The sequence below is a fragment of the Rhizobacter sp. Root1238 genome (assembly GCF_001425825.1).
Lineage (GTDB): Bacteria > Pseudomonadota > Gammaproteobacteria > Burkholderiales > Burkholderiaceae_C > Rhizobacter.
Genome location: NZ_LMDM01000002.1, coordinates 62699 through 76260 on the forward strand (window position 1 = coordinate 62699; position 13562 = coordinate 76260).

Below are 13562 nucleotides of genomic sequence, written 5' to 3' on the forward strand. Positions count from 1 at the left end.
GCGAGTATGCGATACCAAAGTGAACTGCACCAGCTTGCCTTGCGGCAGCGCCAGCCCGCCTTCGACCTCGTGTCAGCCCGCGTGGGTCGGGCGATCCTCTGCCGTGTGGTCGCTACATCGTCGGCCACTGCGAACCGCGCTCACATTGCGCGGTCAGGACAGCAGCGGGCCCGGCCTTGCTCAAGAGTCGATAGCTCTCTATACTTCGCCGAATGGCAAACAATAGTTTGGCTCTGGATTCGGTCTTTCACGCGCTGGCCGATCCCACGCGTCGAGCGGTCCTTCAACGACTCGGCGCGGGGCCGGCGACTGTCAGCGACCTGGCGGAGCCATTCGACATTGGTTTGCCCACCTTCATGAAGCATGTGGGGGTGCTTGAGCGTACGGGACTGATTCGCACCCGAAAGAGCGGTCGAGTTCGGACCTGCGTACTCGAGAGAAGGAAGCTGGCGGCGGCCGAGCGCTGGTTTGACGAGCAGCGCGCGATCTGGGCAAGCAGATTCGAGAACCTGGACAACCTACTTGAACAACTGAGTGGAAATGATCATGAAACCTGACCTTCGATTCGATTTCGCCGTGGACAAGACCAAGCACTGCATCACCGTGAAACGAGAGTTCGCGGCGAAGCGTCAACTCGTTTGGGACTGCTACACGAAGCAGGAATTGCTTGACCAGTGGTTTGCCCCCAAGCCACTGACCACCAAGACCAAGCACATGGAGTTCAAGGAAGGTGGGTATTGGCACTACGCGATGGTCATGCCCGACGGGCAGGAGTTCTGGAGTCGCCAGGACTACCAGTCGATCAATCCGATTGACGGCTACGTGGCGCTTGACGCGTTCAGTGACGAGACCGGCGCTGTGAATCCCGACCTGCCACGCGCACGGTGGGATGTCGGTTTCACCGACCTCCAGACTCGCACGCTCGTGACGACCATCGTCTTCTACGAATCTGCCGAGGACGTCCAGAAGGTGATCGACATGGGACTGAAGGATGGTCTCGCATCGACGCTTGAGCGACTCGACGAACTCCTGCTCACCATGGCCGCGTGACAAGGCCGGAATCGCCCCCGCGCGTGCAGCGAGGCTGGCATCGGCTTTGACGGGGCCTGTTCGTGTGCTTGGCAATTGGGCTGGTGGACTGCAAGGCACCGAGCTAACCGTAAGTGCTCAGGCACAAGGAGTGTTGCAGATGAAGTACCGCAAGCGAACGTACTGCAACGCCACGCAGAAGTTCGTGCCGATGACGTTGAACCGGGTCTCGTTCAAACCTGAACGGTGACTTCGGCTTGCGAGTTGTTGCCGTTCACGTCCGTCACATCGACGATCAGGTGATGCGTGCCCGACGGCAACATGCGAGAGAAGGAGTAGTGCCTCTGGTCATCTGCGCGTCCACCCACGAACTCTCCATCGATGAAGAAGCTGACCAGCTTGATCTGCTTGTCCGATTGGATGTCCACGGTAAACGTGACGTTCCCGCCTTCGCTTGTACCGCTTGCGGTCAACTTGATGGGAGAGACAGGGGCCGTGCCTTGGCTGACTGAGAAGCCGACAGCCGCGGTATCGGTCACATTTCCGGCGGCATCGTGGGCTCGCGCCACCAGGTTGTGGTGGCCCGGGCCGAGTGTGGTGGCGGGGATGCTGGACGAGAACGCGGTGCGGCCTTGCAAGTCTGTGACCGTTGCTGTGGTGACGCCACCGTCGATGATGAACTCGACCTGCGTCACGGCCACGTTGTCGCTGACAGCAGCCGAGAGCACGACGGCTTCGGTTCCTGCCGTCACGCTTGCAGTGATTGTCGGCGCGGAAGTGTCGGGAGGCGATGGCGACGTTCCGCTACTGCCACCACCTCCGCAGGCACCGAGTGCCGATAGAAGGAGCGCGGCAAAGACGACGCGGGAAAATTTGAAATGAAGATGCATGATCGATTCTGAAATTCGATTCCGGAGGGTTGATTCTTCGCCACGGCCGAGAAGACTGGATTGACGCGGCGGTGGGAATCCTCGCGCGCGTTGGCAAAAGTCTGCGGCGCAAGGGCTCGTTGCCCAGCGAGACACCTCGCCTCAAGCTTCGTGAAGCAACTTCTCCATCAACAAGTCTTCCATGACGAAGCCCCCGCCAATGTCAAAGACCTGCTCTCCCTTCGAGGCGAACCCGGCTCGTTCATAAGTGGCAATGGGTACATCGTTTCGCCGATTGACATACAGGAAGATTGATTTGCAGCCGATGTCCTTGGCCAGAGATTCCGCCCTGGCAAGGAGCAGTCCGCCCAAACCGCGGCCCCGCTGGGCACGAGAGACGTAGACCTCCGACAACTTGAGTTGATGCGAACTCGTCTGGATGCAGCGAAGAAATCCGCAAATCGCGTTGTCCACCCGCAAAACATCAAACCATCGATCCGGGGCACCAATGAACGGCTGCAGATCCTCAAGCGTGTATTTGCCGGAGAGCATGTACTCAATTTGAGCGTCAGTAATGAACTTGGTGTGGTGTTCTCGCCAAATCGACTTGGCCAGCGACGCGATATCGTCGATTTCGGCGAGATGCAGGGGTCGAATGGAAGCGCGATTCAGCATGGTCGGATGTTGCACCAATTGTGAGCTCGTTGGGAATGGGGCCCCTGCATCAGGCAGATGAAGGGCTGATCGGCGCTGGGCTCATCGATGTGGTACTTGAACCCAAGACTCTGAAGAATGTCGAAGGTGTGAGGCGAATTGCGAAGGTAGTAGGCGTTCCAGCCGACCGGCGTCTGGCCAGTGGCCTTGTGGATGCTTTCGACGCCGCCCATGATGAAGCGCCGCTCGGCGTCAGCGTCGAGGAAATAGCTGTTCTTCCAAGTTCGCCCATGTCCCGCCGCCTCGTGTCCGCGCTTTACGATCTCGCGCGCGAGGTCAGGCGCCTTGTCGACGGCTTGTCCGATCATGAAGGACGAGGCCTTGACCTGATGCTTGTCCATCAGGATCGAGGATCCGTGGAATGCCTTCGTAGACGCCGTACTGGAATGCGCCATTGGTGGCGAGGTCGGGCAGGCCTTTTTGCGTCGGCTCGTCGAAGAAGCCTGGCGCGCCTGAGATTGGCTGGCCTCCCGCTTCGAACATGAGAGAGAAGCTGATGGCCAGGCGCGCATTGTTGGGCCAGAACTGGTGGCTCGAGGACATGTTGTTTTCATTTGCTTCGTCAACCGACGGGTTGGCGGCGGAGACCAGCGTCGAAGCCGGGCTCGGCGACGACGCGGCCGCTGCCATGTCGGCCGTAAGCAAGGTACGTCGCTTGATCAAAAGATCTTGGTATTCATGGGTTGGAATCGTTCAGTGGAGCGTGTGGCGATTTGCGGAAGATCGAAGATGCACCCTTGGGCTGTTCGGCCAACCCTCGCGACACGGCGAGCTGAGCCGTCTTCGTGACACCGTAGTCGATCATCTCCTTGGGACGGCAATCGCGGATTCGCTGCTGTGCAATGGCTCGGCCAATGCCAGCGGTGGATCCGGTGACGAGGGGCCTAACGCGAGTTGAGTTCGATCTTCATGGGTTGTCCTGAGACGCTGTGGCAACGATGGTCGAGTGTCCTGCGGTCCCGCACCCCTCTGGAAGCTAGGCCAAGGGCATATCGCCCATGCTTAGTTCGCATGTGGTTCGAGTTCCAGGCCACGATGACCTAACCTCATGTTGGTAGCTTGAGGAGCAGCTTGCTGGTGGGACGACAGAGCGGCCTTTCCGAGCGCGCTGTTTTCGCCAGCACCGAGTATCTCGGCCGCCATGGCGAGCCAACCCCGCCGCGAGACCTGTTTCGGCACGATTGCATACTCAACAGCCGATTGCGCCAGTGGCGGTCTCTGGCCCTTCATCGGGCGGAACACCACGGTGCTGGGCCGCTACTTTATGGATGCGCTTGATACGGCCTTCGCAGCCAAGGCCAGCCTGCACGCAGGCTACCTCGCCGGTCTCCGAAAGGCCGTGGCGCTGCACCGGGTCGGGCAGCGGGACATCTGAGCCCCGGAGCGTTCGAGGGCCGCTACCGTTCAGCACGCAGGGCCCTGACGGTCATGAATTGGCCGGTGGCGACCGGAACCGGCGCGGCCTTGCCTCGAGAGAGGCGATGTATCTGAAATGACGGGGCGAGGTGGAAGTCGGACTACGCTGCCCAATACGTCCGCATGTTGCCTTGGCCATCTCGAGCGGTAAGCGGGCCTTGGCAAACGCACTTGGCCGGAGCCGTATCAGGGGCCGGGCCCACGGGCTTGTCAGTTCGCGCCGTCAGCCCAGACGCCGCTTCTCTAGTGAGCTCTACGCGCCCAGCCCCTGATCAAGAAAGGGGGCACGGGTGGTCGCCTCTATCCGCCTCTACCTGCTGAGAGAATTCGACGCCACGCCTCAGACTTTAAGGGCACGGAACAAAGGGACCCGCGAAGCTCGAGAACTCACTCCACCGTCACGCTCTTCGCCAGGTTGCGCGGCTTGTCCACATCCGTCCCGCGCGCACACGCTGTGTGATACGCCAGCAGCTGCAGCGGCACCACGTGAAGAATGGGCGACAGCGCCCCGTAGTGCTCCGGCATCCGGATCACATGCAGCCCTTCGCTCGATTCGATGCGTGTGTCGGCGTCGGCGAACACGAACAGCTCGCCGCCGCGCGCCCGCACTTCCTGCAGGTTGCTCTTCAGCTTCTCGAGCAGCGCGTCGTTCGGCGCCACGGTGACCACCGGCATCTCGGCCGTCACCAGCGCCAGCGGCCCGTGCTTCAGCTCGCCGGCCGGGTAGGCCTCGGCATGGATGTAGCTGATCTCCTTCAGCTTCAGCGCGCCTTCGAGCGCGATCGGGTAGTGCAGCCCGCGGCCCAGGAACAGCGCGTTCTCCTTGCGCGCGAATTCTTCGCTCCAGGCGATCACCTGCGGCTCCAGCGCCAGCACCGCCTGCACCGCCACCGGCAGGTGGCGCAGCGCCTTCAGGTGCTCCTGCTCCTGCGCGTCGCTCAGGTGCCCGCGCACCTGTGCCAGCGCCAGCGTCAACAGGAACAGGCCGACCAGCTGGGTGCTGAACGCCTTCGTCGACGCCACGCCGATCTCGGCGCCGGCGCGCGTGATGTAGGCCAGCTCGCATTCGCGCACCATCGCGCTCGTCGCGACGTTGCACACCGTCAGCGTGTGCTTCATGCCCAGCGAGCGCGCGTGCTTCAGCGCCGCCAGCGTGTCGGCGGTCTCGCCGCTCTGCGTGATCGTCACGACCAGCGTGCGCGGGTTCGGAACGCTGTCGCGGTAGCGGTACTCGCTTGCGATCTCGACGCTGGTCGGGATCTTTGCGATGCTCTCCAGCCAGTACTTCGCGGTCGAGCCGCTGTAGTAGCTGGTGCCGCACGCGAGGATCAGCACCTGGTCCACGTCCTTGAAGATCTTGTACGCGCCGTCGCCGAACAGCTCGGGCGTGATGCTCTCGACCGCATCGAGCGTGTCGGCGATCGCGCGCGGCTGCTCGAAGATCTCCTTCTGCATGTAGTGCCGGTACGGGCCCAGCTCGGCTGCGCCGGTGTGCGCGTGCACGGTGCGCACCTCGCGCTGCACCACCTTGTAGGCAGCTTCGCCGGCGCGGCTGGTGATCCACACCTTGCCGAGCTGCAGGTCGACCACGTCGCCCTCTTCGAGGTAGACGATCTGGTCGGTCACGCCGGCCAGCGCCATCGCGTCCGACGCCAGGAAGTGTTCGCCGCTCTCCTTGCTGCCGATGCCGAGCACCAGCGGCGAGCCCTCGCGCGCACCGATCACGCGGTGCGGCTCGTCGCGGCAGAACACCGCGATCGCGAACGCGCCGCGCAGCTGCAGCGTCGCGCGCTGCACTGCGTCGAGCAGGTCGCCGTCGTACAGGTGGTCGACCAGGTGCGCGATGACCTCGGTGTCGGTCTGGCTGTCGAACACGTAGCCCTTGGCCTTCAGCTCGGCGCGCAATTCATCGTGGTTCTCGATGATGCCGTTGTGCACCAGCGCGATCCGCCCGGCAGACGCCGCCTTCGCGCCGGGGCCGGCCGAGAAGTGCGGGTGCGCGTTGTGCACCGCCGGCGCGCCGTGCGTCGCCCAGCGGGTGTGGGCGATGCCGGTGCCGGACTGGATTTCGTCGCTGCGGACGTTCGCCTCGAGCTCGGCCACGCGCGAGGTGCTGCGCGCCCGGCGCAGCTGGCCGTTCTGGTGAACGGCCACGCCGCAGGAGTCATACCCGCGGTACTCCAGGCGCTTCAGCCCTTCGATCAGGATCGGAACGATGTTGCGGGTGCTGACGGCGCCGACGATGCCACACATGGGGGACTCTCTTTAGTGAACTGGGATGGGCGGATCGTAGGGAGGTTGGCGTGGTGAATGCTTGCTCAAAAAACGCGTAAATGAAATAATCTACCGGCCATTGAAAAAGTGGAGTGAATATTTCAAAAGATGCGCGAATATGGCGGAAGTAGACAAAAAACTGAACCTGGACCCCACCGACTTGAGGGTGCTGGAGCTGCTGCAAAACGACGCTTCGCTGTCCAACCAGGACCTTGCCGCGGCTGCCCACACCTCGCCGGCCACCTGCCTGCGCCGCGTCAAGCGGCTGGTGGAAGCCGGGGTGATCGAGCGGCGCGTGGCCATCCTGTCGCCCGAAAAACTCGGCGCCGGTCTCACGGTGCTGGCCGAGATCACGCTGGATCGCCAGGGCGCCGAGCACCTCGCCGCCTTCGAGGCGCGCGCGGTGGCCGAGCCGGCGGTGCAGCAGTGCTACCGCGTCTCGCCCGGTCCGGATTTCATGCTGGTGATGCAGGCGCCCGACATGGCCGGCTACCACGCGCTGGTGCAGCGCCTGTTCACGCAGGACGCCAACGTGCGCAACGTGAAGGCCTTCTTCAACGTGCACCGCGCGAAGTTCGAACCGCGCATCGCGCTGCCGGTCATCGCGTGAGCGCGCGCGCCCAGTTCTGCGCCCAGCGGTCGAGCGGGCCCAGCTCGTCGAGCAGCCCGAGGCCGCGCGCGGTCAGCGCATAGCCCTCGGGCCGCAGCTCCAGCAACTGCGCCTCGCGCAGCTCTTTCGCACGGCTGTTCAGCAGCGTCGGTGAAGCGCCGCCCATGCTCTGCTGCAACGTGCGGAATTTCTGCGGCTGGCCGTCGCGCAGCTCCCACAGCAGGCGCAGCGTGCCGCGCCGGCCCAGCAGGTCCAGCAAGGCCATGATCGGCCGGCCGCTGGCCGAACCGCGCACGCGCGTGCCGGGCAGCGGGGCTTTCGGTCGGGATGAGGCGGTCGTCGTCACGTCGGCGACTATGCCATGCCGGCTGCGGTGCGAAGATCCATTTGCTACCATTTTTGTAGCAGACCAGGAGATCGCCATGACACCGACCGAAGCCTCTTCGCATGCCGTTCCTCGCATTCCTCCCGTCGCGCCGCCCTGCGAGCCCGAGCTCGATGCCCTGCTGCGCCGGATGACGCCGCCGGAGGCCGTCGACGTGCTGCAGCTGTTCCGCGTGTTCGCCCGCCACCCGCTGCTGGCCGAGCGGCTGCTGCCCTGGGGCGGCTTCATGCTCGGCCGCCACGCGATGCTGTCGCTGCGCGACCGCGAGGTGGTGATCGACCGCGTCTGCGCGCGCTGCGGCGCCGAGTACGAATGGGGCGTGCACGTCGCGGCGTTCGCGAAGGCGGCCGGGTTCACGCCGGCGCAGGTGGCGGCGATCGAGCGTGGCCGCGCCGACGACGCGGCGCTGACCGAGCGCGATGCGCTGCTGGTGCGCCTGGTCGATTCGCTGCACGAGACGGCCGATGTCGACGACGACCTGTGGACGCTGCTGGCCGCCGTGTGGAGCGAGCCGCAGCTGCTGGAGCTGCTGCTGCTCGCCGGCTGGTACCGCGCGATCTCGTACGTCTGCAATGCGGCGCGGGTGCCGTTGGAGAAGTGGCAGGCGCGCTTCGGCGAGCAGGCTTAGCGGGCCGAGCGCCGGGCCGTCATCACCTCTTGATGATCGCCAGCCCCTTCAGGTAGTCGCCCTCGGGGAAGTTGATCGTCATCGGGTGGTCAGGCGCCGCGCCGGTGCGCGCATAGACCAGCCCGTCGACCTGCGCATCGAGCCCCGCGCCGGCGACGATCTTGTGGAACAGGTCGGGGCTGATGCCGCCCGAGCACGAGAAGGTGAACAGCACGCCGCCCGGCTCCAGCAGCATCAGCGCGAGCCGGTTGATGTCCTTGTAGGCGCGCGCGGCGCGTTCGGCATGCGACACCGTCGGCGCGAACTTCGGCGGGTCCAGCACGATCGCGTCGAAGCGCCGGCCTTGCTGCAGCATCGCGCGCAGCGTCTGGTTGACGTCGGCGTCCAGCGTCTCGTGCGCCGCATCGTCGAAGCCGTTGCGCAGCACGTGCGCGCGCGCGCGCTCCAGCGCCGGGCCGGACGAATCGACGCTCGTCACCTGCGTCGCGCCGCCAGCGAACGCGGCCACGCTGAAGCCGCCGGTGTAGCTGTAGCAGTTCAGCACGCGCTGCAGCCCGAAGTGCCGCACGGTGTCGGCAAACAGCTTGCGGCTGTCGCGTTGGTCGAGGTAGTAGCCGGTCTTGTGGCCCTCGGCCACGTCGAGCGACAGCTGCCAGCCGTGCTCGCGGATCGTGATCTCGGTGGGGCCGTCGCCGCGCAGCCAGCCGGTCGCCGGTTGCAGGCCCTCGAGCTCGCGCGAGTTGGCATCGCTGCGCTCGTACAGCCGCGCCAGGCCGGTGGCTTTCAGCAGATGGTCGGCGATCGTCGCCTTCCAGCGCTCGGCGCCGGCCGACAGGAACTGCGCGCTCAGCGTGTCGCCGTAGCGGTCGACGATCAGCCCCGGCAGCCCGTCGGCCTCGCCGTGGACCAGCCGCACGCCGTCGCTCGCGATCGGCAGCCGAGCGCGGATCGCGATCGCCTGCTCGATGCGCCGCAGGAAGAACGCGCTGTCGATGCGCTCGGCCTCGTCGAAGCTCCAGGCGCGCAGCCGGATCTGCGAATGCGGGCTGCAGGCGGCCCAGGCCAGGAACTTGCCGTCGTGCGATTGCACGCGCACCGTCTCGCCGAGGTCGGCGCGGCCGCTGGCCACGCTGCCTTCGAACACCCAGGGATGGCGGCGCTGCAGCGAGCGCTCCTTGCCCTCACGCACTGTGATTGTCTTCATGGGCCCGATTGTCGGCGACGCGGTGACCACCCCCGGGATGAGGGTGGCATCGACAGGCTAGGGATGTCGACGGCCGCAGGCGCCGCCTAACTTGGTTCAGCGCGCCGACCGCGCACCGTTCCACCACCTGGCTGCCAAGGAGACTCCGCCATGCCCATGCTCAAGAACCTGGCCGTGCTCGACTCGTTCATCCTCAAATGGTTTCGCGAATGCACGCCGAAGATCCTGGTCGTCACCGACGGGCTGAACTTCAGCGCCGTCGACGATTTCGGGCTGACCCGCTTCGTGAACGCGCTGCGCACCAGCACGGTCCACGCGATGACGCCGATCGTGCGCACCGCGCTGTACACGCCGGGCTCCGGCACCGCGGCCTCGCTCGACGCCACGGCCCAGCACATCAGCAACTTCCAGTTCACCGACGCATCGCACGGGCTGCTGAAGTCGCGCTACGACGTGGTGTTCCTGCTCGCGATCACACGCGAAGGCGGGGCCGGGCTCGCACAGGAACCGGGCGCGCAGGCGGCGATCGTGAACTTCATGCAGCAGGGCGGCGGGCTGTTCGCCACCGGCGACCATGAGGACCTGGGAGCTGCCATGTGCATGACGATCCCGCGCGTGCAAGGCATGCGGCGCTGGGCGGCGGCCGACACGCCGAGCGGCGGCGGCATCGACCGGTTGACCACCACCGGCCCGGGCACCAACGACGTGTTCGAGTTCGCCGACCAGTCCGATGCGCTGCCGCAGCGGCTGTACGTCAACTTCCGCACCAGCTTCGGCGTCGGCGTCGCGCACCCGGTGCTGCAGGTACCGGGCGCGGCGCCGGCGCGTGCGATCGAGGTGTTTCCCGATCACCCGCACGAAGGCGAGTGCCGCGTGCCGGCGCTGCTCACCGGCAAGCTGCCCGACGGTGTCACCGACGAATGGCCGCTCGCCACCGGCAGCACGCAGCGCGTCGTGCCGGAGGCGATCGCGCTGACGGTATCCGAAGGCAATGCGTTCCCCGGCAAGGCGGCGGTCGCGCCGCGCTCGTTCATCCCGGTCTGCGCCTACGACGGGCAGCAGGCCGAGGTCGGGCGCGTCGTCACCGATTCGACCTGGCACCACTTCGTCAACATCAACCTGGTCGGGCTCGCCGGCCGCAACCTCAGCGACGTGCAGCAGTACTACCGCAACCTCGCGACCTGGCTGATGCCGAAGCACGTGCGGCGCTGCTGGCGCTACCCGGTGCTGATCCGCGAGCTGGTGCGCTACCCGCTGTTCGAGGAGATCCGGCTGGAGCCGGTCGAAAAGTTCGACGGCCCGGCGCTGCATGCGCTGGGCGAGAAGGTCGAAGACGCGCTGCAGCAGCGCTTCACGCGCGGCGAGGTGGCGGCGATGGTCGACGATGCGCTCGACGAGATGCTCGATGCGCGCACGCGCCAGCTGCTCGACGGCTTCCACGGTCGCTACGGCGAGGTGTCGTCGCGCGACACCGGCCTCGCGGCGCTCGGGGCACTGACGCTCGCGAGCGGCAACACCGCGCTGCAGCTGCAGGAAAAAGGCGACGACGTGAAGGACGCGATCGGCCTGTTCGACGAGGCCGCGGCGAAGGCACTGCGGCTGGGCATCCAGCGCTATCTCGGCGATGCGCGCGAGGGCCTGCGCAGGCTCGACGAGGTGATCGGCGCCGTGCTCCGCTGATCAGGGCTTGCGCTTCGCGCGCGGGTGTGCGGCGTCGTACACCTTCGCGAGATGCTGGAAATCCAGCTTGGTGTAGACCTGCGTCGTCGAGATGTTGGCGTGGCCGAGCAGTTCCTGCACCGCGCGCAGGTCGCCACTGGACTGCAGCAGGTGCGACGCGAACGAATGCCGCAGCATGTGCGGGTGCACGTGCGTCGGCAACCCGGCCTGCAGCGCGCGCCGCTTCAGGCGCGATCGCACCTGGCTGTCGGTGAGCCGCGTGCCGCGCCGGCTGACGAACAGCGCCGGCTCGCCCGGATCGGCCAGCGTGCCGCGCAGCGCCAGCCATTGCGCGAGCGCCTGCAGCGCCGGTCCGCCGACCGGCACGCTGCGGCGCTTGCGGCCCTTGCCGAGCACCTGCGCCTCGGCCTCGGCGGCGTCGATCCAGCCGGCCGCTTCGCCGCTGGCCCGCACGTCCAGCCCCACCAGCTCGCCGACACGCAGCCCGCAGCCGTACAGCAGTTCGACGATGCACTGGTCGCGGGCAGCGAGTGCCGGGTCGGTGTCGTCGTCCTCGCGCGGCTCGGCCAGCGCCACCGCCTGGTCGACCGGCAGCGCCTTCGGCAACGGCTTGGCGGCCTTCGGTGCGCGCACGCCGTCGACCGGGTTCAGCGCCACCACGCCTTCGTGGCCGAGCCAGCGGAAGAAGCCGCGCCAGGCCGACAGCACCAGCGCGATGCTGCGCGAGCCGAGGCCCTGCGAATGCAGCTGCGCCGCCCAGCGCCGCACGTGGTGCACCTGCGTCGCGCGCAGCGCCACCGGCTGCGCCTGCGCAAAGGCCTGCAAGCGCGCGAACGCATCGCGGTACAGCACCAGGCTGCGCGGTGCGAGCCGGCGCTCGGATTCGAGGTGGACCAGGTGACGCTGCAGGTCCGCGTCGAGGGCGGCGGACGGTGCGGCCATGGCGGCGGTCTTCAGGCGACCGGCAGCAGCCGCGACAGCCCGGCGCTCGCGATGTCGCCGATGCGCGACAGGAACTCGGTGCCCATGTCGGCGCTGTAGCGGGTCGGGTCCGGCGAGGCCAGCACCAGCATGCCGAAGGCCGGGTCGTCCTGGCGCACGCGCAGCGGGATCAGCGCGAGCGACATCACGGTCGCCACGTCGGCCAGCCACTGGGCGGCCTCGAAGCCGGAGTTGACGCCGCAGTACGGCTGCGTGAGGCTGGCCGCGAAGCTGCGCGCGTCTTCGGTGACGGACTTGGCGAACGGCAGCACGTTGAACACCTCGGCCGCGCCCCAGATGCGGATCGCCGCCTGCGGGATCATGAACTGGTGCTTCAGCTCGGCCACCAGCACGTCGGGCAGGTCGCCGGGGTTGTGCGTCAGCATGATCGCGCGCGTCCAGCGGTGCAGCTTGTCGGCGATCGAGACGTTCTCGGTGCCGTGGCGGATCATCTCGATGATGCGCAGCTCGAGGCCCTTGTGCTTCTCGCGCAGCATTTCCATCTGCCGCTCCTGCAGCGACACCGCGCGCTGCCCGTGCGGGCTGGTCAGCTGGATCGCCGCCAGCAGTTCGGCATGGCGCTCGAAGAAACCCGGCGTGTTGGCCAGGTAGTTGGCGATGTCCTGCTCGGTGATGCCTTGGATGCTCACGGGGGGCCCTTCTACGGCTTTTACAGATGGATCACGCCGTCGAAGACGGTCGTGGCGGGGCCGGTCATCAGCACGGGCGCTTGCAGCCTGCCCGCCATGCCTTGCCATTCGATGGTGAGCCGGCCGCCGCGCGCATCGACGTCGACGCGCTCGTCGAGCAGGCCCATGCGGATGCCCGCGACCACCGCGGCGCAGGCGCCGGTGCCGCAGGCGAGCGTCTCGCCGGCATCGCGCTCGTGCACCCGCAGCCGGATGTGCGTGCGCGACAGCACCTGCATGAAGCCGGCGTTCACCTTGCGCGGAAAGCGCGCGTGCTGCTCGATCAGCGGGCCCTGCGTCGCGACCGGCGCGGCGTCGACATCGGCCACCACCTGCACTGCATGCGGGTTGCCCATCGACAGCGCGGCCACCTCGACCGTGTCGGTGCCGACCGGCAGCGGCCACACCGCGAAGCCGTTGAGCTCGCGCGGCGCCAGGCCGCGGGCGTCGAAGGGCAGCGCGGGCAGGTCGAACACCGGGGCGCCCATGTCGACGGTGACGCGCCCGTCGTGCTGCAGCCGCAGTTCGAGCACCTGCCGGACCGTCTCGACGCGGATCGTCGTCTTGTCGCTCAGTTTCTTGTCGTGCACGAAGCGCACGAAACATCGCGCACCGTTACCGCACTGTTCGACTTCGTCACCGGTGGCGCCGTTGAAGATGCGGTAGCGGAAGTCGATGCCGGGCGTGTCGCTGGCTTCGACCACCAGGATCTGGTCGGCGCCGACCCCGAAGCGCCGGTCGCCCAGCGCGCGCAGCTGCGCGGCATCCAGCGCCAGCGGCGCGGTGGTCGCATCGAGCACGACGAAGTCGTTGCCGGCCCCCTGCATCTTCGTGAACTGCACTCTCATGGGCGGGGATTATCGCTGCCGCGCCGTGACAGCAGTCCGAACAGGGGCGTGGTTCCCTCGCGGCCATCTGCATCGCAGATCCCGGTTTCTTGAAAACATCTGGCCGCCTGCAAAAGGCCTGCACAAAGCCTGCACAGCATGCCGGACCATGCCGGGCGCGAATCGTCGCGCCGGCCCTTCCCATGGGAGAAACGATGGACCTGAACCCCCTCTTCGCTGTCAGTGCCGCGGCCGA

At 66.6% G+C, this 13562-nt stretch carries 16 protein-coding genes and 1 pseudogene; 6 read left to right on the top strand and 11 right to left on the bottom strand.

All coding sequences use genetic code 11. The features are described from left to right. Positions 1-212: 212 nt before the first annotated feature. On the top strand, positions 213-557 hold the full coding sequence (locus tag ASC98_RS29190; RefSeq protein ID WP_082542200.1) for a helix-turn-helix transcriptional regulator: 345 nt from the start codon (positions 213-215) through the stop codon (positions 555-557). Next, positions 547-1050, top strand: a complete 504-nt coding sequence (locus ASC98_RS02815) for an SRPBCC domain-containing protein (RefSeq protein ID WP_056805445.1) — start codon at positions 547-549, stop codon at positions 1048-1050. Before ASC98_RS29190 ends, ASC98_RS02815 begins: the two co-directional genes overlap by 11 nt. A gap of 212 nt (positions 1051-1262) precedes the next feature. Here ASC98_RS02815 and ASC98_RS02820 read toward each other — a convergent pair whose 3' ends face one another. From ASC98_RS02820 to ASC98_RS32235, 5 genes and pseudogenes are all read right to left on the bottom strand, one after another. Further along, positions 1263-1919: an Ig-like domain-containing protein gene (locus ASC98_RS02820; protein WP_157598177.1), complete on the bottom strand. Its 657-nt coding sequence runs from the start codon at positions 1917-1919 to the stop codon at positions 1263-1265. A 141-nt stretch (positions 1920-2060) separates the two neighbouring features. Continuing rightward, entirely contained in the window at positions 2061-2588 is a 528-nt protein-coding gene (locus tag ASC98_RS02825; RefSeq protein ID WP_157598175.1) for a GNAT family N-acetyltransferase, read from the bottom strand. Beyond that, positions 2567-2920, bottom strand: coding sequence for a polysaccharide deacetylase family protein (locus tag ASC98_RS30980; RefSeq protein WP_162249337.1), 354 nt, complete (start codon positions 2918-2920; stop codon positions 2567-2569). The genes ASC98_RS02825 and ASC98_RS30980 overlap by 22 nt, the downstream gene beginning before the upstream one ends. After that, on the bottom strand, positions 2889-3257 hold the full coding sequence (locus ASC98_RS30985) for a hypothetical protein (RefSeq protein WP_162252883.1): 369 nt from the start codon (positions 3255-3257) through the stop codon (positions 2889-2891). Before ASC98_RS30985 ends, ASC98_RS30980 begins: the two co-directional genes overlap by 32 nt. Positions 3258-3339: 82 nt before the next feature. Beyond that, a pseudogene (locus tag ASC98_RS32235) lies at positions 3340-3449 on the bottom strand (oxidoreductase); the annotation flags it as partial. Positions 3450-3753: 304 nt separating this feature from the next. Between ASC98_RS32235 and ASC98_RS02835 the strand changes: the two are divergent. Beyond that, a complete protein-coding gene (locus ASC98_RS02835) occupies positions 3754-3987 on the top strand; it encodes a hypothetical protein (protein WP_056805069.1) in 234 nt (77 codons plus the stop codon). A 428-nt stretch (positions 3988-4415) separates the two neighbouring features. On the opposite strand, the gene glmS is transcribed toward ASC98_RS02835, so the two are convergent. Next, positions 4416-6281, bottom strand: coding sequence for a glutamine--fructose-6-phosphate transaminase (isomerizing) (gene glmS, locus ASC98_RS02840; RefSeq protein WP_056805072.1), 1866 nt, complete (start codon positions 6279-6281; stop codon positions 4416-4418). Between the two features lie 139 nt (positions 6282-6420). Here glmS and ASC98_RS02845 point away from each other — a divergent pair, with 139 nt between their 5' ends. Further along, on the top strand, positions 6421-6912 hold the full coding sequence (locus ASC98_RS02845; protein ID WP_056805075.1) for an Lrp/AsnC family transcriptional regulator: 492 nt from the start codon (positions 6421-6423) through the stop codon (positions 6910-6912). Here the strand turns inward: ASC98_RS02845 and ASC98_RS02850 are convergent. Next, positions 6902-7258: a helix-turn-helix domain-containing protein gene (locus ASC98_RS02850; protein WP_056805077.1), complete on the bottom strand. Its 357-nt coding sequence runs from the start codon at positions 7256-7258 to the stop codon at positions 6902-6904. The two genes, ASC98_RS02845 and ASC98_RS02850, sit on opposite strands and share 11 nt — an antisense overlap. A gap of 76 nt (positions 7259-7334) precedes the next feature. Between ASC98_RS02850 and ASC98_RS02855 the strand changes: the two genes are divergently transcribed. After that, positions 7335-7925: a carboxymuconolactone decarboxylase family protein gene (locus ASC98_RS02855; protein WP_056805080.1), complete on the top strand. Its 591-nt coding sequence runs from the start codon at positions 7335-7337 to the stop codon at positions 7923-7925. A gap of 22 nt (positions 7926-7947) precedes the next feature. Here the strand turns inward: ASC98_RS02855 and ASC98_RS02860 are convergent, their stop codons facing one another. Further along, on the bottom strand, positions 7948-9129 hold the full coding sequence (locus ASC98_RS02860) for a class I SAM-dependent rRNA methyltransferase (RefSeq protein ID WP_056805082.1): 1182 nt from the start codon (positions 9127-9129) through the stop codon (positions 7948-7950). Between the two features lie 150 nt (positions 9130-9279). Here ASC98_RS02860 and ASC98_RS02865 point away from each other — a divergent pair, with 150 nt between their 5' ends. After that, positions 9280-10809, top strand: coding sequence for a hypothetical protein (locus ASC98_RS02865; protein WP_157598170.1), 1530 nt, complete (start codon positions 9280-9282; stop codon positions 10807-10809). Here ASC98_RS02865 and ASC98_RS02870 read toward each other — a convergent pair whose 3' ends face one another. Genes ASC98_RS02870 through dapF form a run of 3 tightly spaced genes read right to left on the bottom strand, consistent with a single transcriptional unit; the run spans position 10810 to position 13327 of the window. Then, positions 10810-11751, bottom strand: a complete 942-nt coding sequence (locus tag ASC98_RS02870) for a tyrosine recombinase XerC (protein ID WP_056805088.1) — start codon at positions 11749-11751, stop codon at positions 10810-10812. Between the two features lie 11 nt (positions 11752-11762). Then, positions 11763-12440, bottom strand: a complete 678-nt coding sequence (locus tag ASC98_RS02875; protein WP_056805091.1) for a DUF484 family protein — start codon at positions 12438-12440, stop codon at positions 11763-11765. 20 nt (positions 12441-12460) lie between these two features. Next, entirely contained in the window at positions 12461-13327 is an 867-nt protein-coding gene (gene dapF, locus ASC98_RS02880; protein WP_056805094.1) for a diaminopimelate epimerase, read from the bottom strand. Between the last annotated feature and the right edge of the window lie 235 nt (positions 13328-13562).